Origin of the sequence: Microcystis sp. CS-574 (genome assembly GCF_028329095.1) — a bacterium.
Lineage (GTDB): Bacteria > Cyanobacteriota > Cyanobacteriia > Cyanobacteriales > Microcystaceae > Microcystis > Microcystis ichthyoblabe_A.
Genome location: NZ_JAQMSY010000130.1, coordinates 1 through 3,335 on the forward strand (window position 1 = coordinate 1; position 3,335 = coordinate 3,335).

At 39.6% G+C, this 3,335-nt stretch carries 8 protein-coding genes; 2 read left to right on the forward strand and 6 right to left on the reverse strand.

Annotation, left to right across the window (positions count from 1 at the left end; genetic code table 11):
* The coding region (locus tag PN470_RS10430) for a transposase-like zinc-binding domain-containing protein (RefSeq protein ID WP_420372278.1) at positions 1–101 on the reverse strand (101 nt) is incomplete at its 3' end.
* A 478-nt stretch (positions 102–579) separates the two neighbouring features.
* Here PN470_RS10430 and PN470_RS10435 point away from each other — a divergent pair.
* Together PN470_RS10435 and PN470_RS10440 are read left to right on the forward strand one after the other, a co-directional pair.
* Positions 580–819, forward strand: a complete 240-nt coding sequence (locus PN470_RS10435; protein WP_016514836.1) for a hypothetical protein — start codon at positions 580–582, stop codon at positions 817–819.
* Positions 809–1,204, forward strand: a complete 396-nt coding sequence (locus PN470_RS10440; protein ID WP_016514835.1) for a type II toxin-antitoxin system PemK/MazF family toxin — start codon at positions 809–811, stop codon at positions 1,202–1,204. The genes PN470_RS10435 and PN470_RS10440 overlap by 11 nt, the downstream gene beginning before the upstream one ends.
* Before the next feature lie 43 nt (positions 1,205–1,247).
* On the opposite strand, the gene PN470_RS10445 is transcribed toward PN470_RS10440, so the two are convergent.
* From PN470_RS10445 to PN470_RS10465, 5 genes are all read right to left on the reverse strand, one after another.
* A complete protein-coding gene (locus PN470_RS10445) occupies positions 1,248–1,580 on the reverse strand; it encodes a type II toxin-antitoxin system PemK/MazF family toxin (protein WP_016514834.1) in 333 nt (110 codons plus the stop codon).
* Positions 1,567–1,773 (reverse strand): hypothetical protein, encoded by a 207-nt coding sequence (locus PN470_RS10450; protein ID WP_002737153.1) that lies wholly within the window; start codon positions 1,771–1,773, stop codon positions 1,567–1,569. The genes PN470_RS10445 and PN470_RS10450 overlap by 14 nt, the downstream gene beginning before the upstream one ends.
* Positions 1,774–1,824: 51 nt before the next feature.
* A complete protein-coding gene (locus PN470_RS10455; protein WP_370445108.1) occupies positions 1,825–2,028 on the reverse strand; it encodes a DUF5615 family PIN-like protein in 204 nt (67 codons plus the stop codon).
* Between the two features lie 65 nt (positions 2,029–2,093).
* On the reverse strand, positions 2,094–2,339 hold the full coding sequence (locus tag PN470_RS10460; protein WP_043997139.1) for a DUF2442 domain-containing protein: 246 nt from the start codon (positions 2,337–2,339) through the stop codon (positions 2,094–2,096).
* Between the two features lie 7 nt (positions 2,340–2,346).
* Positions 2,347–2,514 (reverse strand): DUF4160 domain-containing protein, encoded by a 168-nt coding sequence (locus PN470_RS10465; protein WP_306307487.1) that lies wholly within the window; start codon positions 2,512–2,514, stop codon positions 2,347–2,349.
* Positions 2,515–3,335 lie beyond the last annotated feature (821 nt).

Sequence of the window (3,335 nt, forward strand, 5' to 3'; positions counted from 1 at the left end):
ATAAATTGACGGCCACAGGTTACACAAATATGATTTTGTTTACCTTGTTTATTGATGCCATTTTTACGGATATGGGTAGATTTGCATTCAGGGCATTGCATTTTGATTTCCTCCATTCATATCTCTATTATGCAACGCCGGAATAATATCCCAGCCAGACAATCGCTCTGTAGAAGAATAAGACCAGCCCTAAATGGTACATTATCAAAGCGCAAGTCCCTTATTTCTCGCTTAATTAATCAATATGCAGTGATCGCCGATTTTGCATTGTGATCGCCGATCTTGTAGGGTGCGTTTCTTAACGCGCCTTTTGTGTTTCTATATGCGTTACTCTACGCTAACACATCCTACCGTTATTTATCGCCAATATTGTTGGGAGTTGTGGCGGTCATTGTCGTACCCCAATCAGTCCTTCCTCTGAAGACATTGTAACATTAATTCCTCGCACTCTTAAACCTTTGGTGATCGCCTTAGAAACACTTTTATCTTAATTAAACTTTAAAACCGTGATCGCTGAAGCTACTTCCACTTTCCATAATTTTTAATGTTAGAATCGAATCGCCCCCTTTATACTTTACTATGCGTGCGATTGAAACCACTGGTATCCTTAATACCCAAGGGCAAATTCAACTCGATCACCCCATTCCCCAGGAAAAAGCTCGATTTGTGCGCGTCATTCTTTTGATGTCGGAGGATGAACTAAACGAAAAAAACTGGCTAGATGTGGTTGGCCATAACCCTAGCTTTGCTTTTTTGCACGATCCCGAAGAAGATATTTATACCCTTAATGATGGACAACCTGTAAGCGATGAAGGGTAAAATCGTATTAATTCAATTCCCCTTCGACGATTTATCTTCCAGTAAAGTTCGTCCCGCTTATTGCCTAACCAATCAAATTGGAAACTATCAACATATTATCTTTGCTCTGATCACCAGTCGTATTCCCGAAAATCCCCTTCATACAGATATTATTCTGAACCCCCAAAATCCAGATTTTATGATCAGCGGTCTTCACAAATCGTCAGCCATCAAACTTGATCATTTGGTAACACTTCGATTTTCATTGATTCAACGTGAATTAGGCTTATTATCGTTAAAAACTCAAACCTTAATTGTAGATATTTTGTCCGATATTCTACGTTCCCAAAAAATGCGATCACCTGAGAAACACTTTTATCCAGGGCGATCGCCGTCTTCTTGTTAATTAAACTTTAAAACCGCGATCATTTTAGCCTTAGAAGCTGCGATCACCTAAAATTGAGTTTAATATAATCGTCCCAAGCTCTAAGTAGATAGACAGCATCTTCGTTTGAAATCCTTCCCAATTTAGCAAGCAGTAAGTTTTTTTCCAAGCAATCAAGACGGGATAAACGTACAGTAGAGGGAACCCTCAAACCACTATTGGCCCAATCTTTTAATAATATGTCTGTTTGTGTTCGGGGCATTGCTGAGGTTACAGCCGTTACAATCACGTCATCTCCATCAACCCAAAGAATCAACACAGGTCTTTTTTTTGATGATGTACCATCAGTAAATAGAATTTTGGCAACCCAGAACTCACCTCCTTTAATAATCGTCATATAAACCTTCGTCTTCTGAGGCATAACTATTCAGAAAAGAAGAATGAAGGCGATCGCTAACTAAGGTTTTGGGCTGAATAGTAATCACCCACTTCCCTTTACCAATTCCTTGCACAATAGAACTGGGAAGATTGAGTTGCTCCCCTTCTTCAATTTCTACTTCAAAAGCTAATTTTAATAACTGATTTTTCATAAAGCAAAAACACCTATAATATTGGAGATGTTAGCCCAGCGCGTAGAAGCATCAGCGATCGCCATCATCAAAAGTGAAAATAACTCGGCCTTGCAATAAAGCATAAGCTAACTGTTCCTCATCAGAAACCCCCATTAGCTCTTTCTCTGAAGACATTGTAACATCAATCCCTCGCATCCTTAAACCTTTGGCGATCGCCTTAGAAACCCTTTCATCCAGTGCGATCGCCCTCTTCTTGTTAATCTTGTTGTTAATTAAACTTTAAAACCGCGATCGCCTACGCCAACTCATCCTACAATTGCTTGAACTATCAAAACAGATTAGAAAGGCGGTAACTGAAAATGACCAGCGACAATCCCCGGAACGGTAATATCCTCATCTAATTCTTCCCACCGTAGAGCATAGCCGTTGACTTCAACCTTAACCGCCGCCAATTGCTCATTCGTTGCTTGTTTCAAAATACGGAAGCGATCACTAGGAAAACCGATAATACGTCCATCACTGAGTTCAACGTATATCATGCGTTCTTCTGCCCAGGCTCGAATGGCGGCAGGCTCAACAGTCATTATAGGATTAATGTTTGTGGAAATCACGATAAGCACTCCTTAAAAGGTCTTGATTTTTATAAACTAGCCTCTCTACTTCCCGTAGCTCATGGGAAGGAATACCACGATTGGAAGCTAAAATGATTATCGGTTCAAGCCAAAATTTACATTCACCATCAGGAGAACGTACATGAATATGTAGCGGTTCGGAACCTTAATCGGAATAGAAGTGAAACCGAAAATGTCCAATTCTAATGACCGTTGGCATTCAGTGAAATTCGTAATCATTGAGAGTTGCTGGTTCTTTATTATAGTCGGAAATTGTGGCGATCATTGTCGCACGCCAATCAGACCGATAAGGACTTTCAGAGCGCTCGCCAATCGCTTAGGGTGCAATTAACGCACCTTTTTATTTTTATTGGCTTATTATATGCGTTCTTTATCGAAAGCTTCAATTAATAATATCTATTCAAGAGATATTGTAACATCAATCCCTCACATTCTTAAACCTTTGTTGATCGCCTTAGAAATACTTTCATCCAGTGCGCTCGCTTTAGTCTTGTCAACTGCGATCGCTGGTGGGCATTGTTAAGTTTTCTTGAACGGGGGATTTTCGTGATCAAGAGTAGAACCATCAATATTTATGGTTCGGTTGGCTCTTGGTATGATACGAATGTCTGTAGATAAATGGGTGTTATACATTCCAGTCAAATTAAATTTGACAACTAGCGATCGCTTTTCGGCGGGAACAGAGAATTAGATAAAAAATACTAATATTTTGTCGCCATCAGGTTCTAGCCGCAATTCAATTGAGTATAAAATGATCTCAGAAAAAGCCTCCAGAAAATGTCAAATCAACCATGAAAAAATTTATTTTGATTTCTAGTCTATCTTTGACAATGGTAGTCGGTACTTCCTGGGCAAAACCGAATATAGTTTTGGCTCAAACTTGTAATTACTTTGCCGGAACTGCTGTGACGGGAAAAAGCGTTAACATCGATTTATGTTCGATTGTTC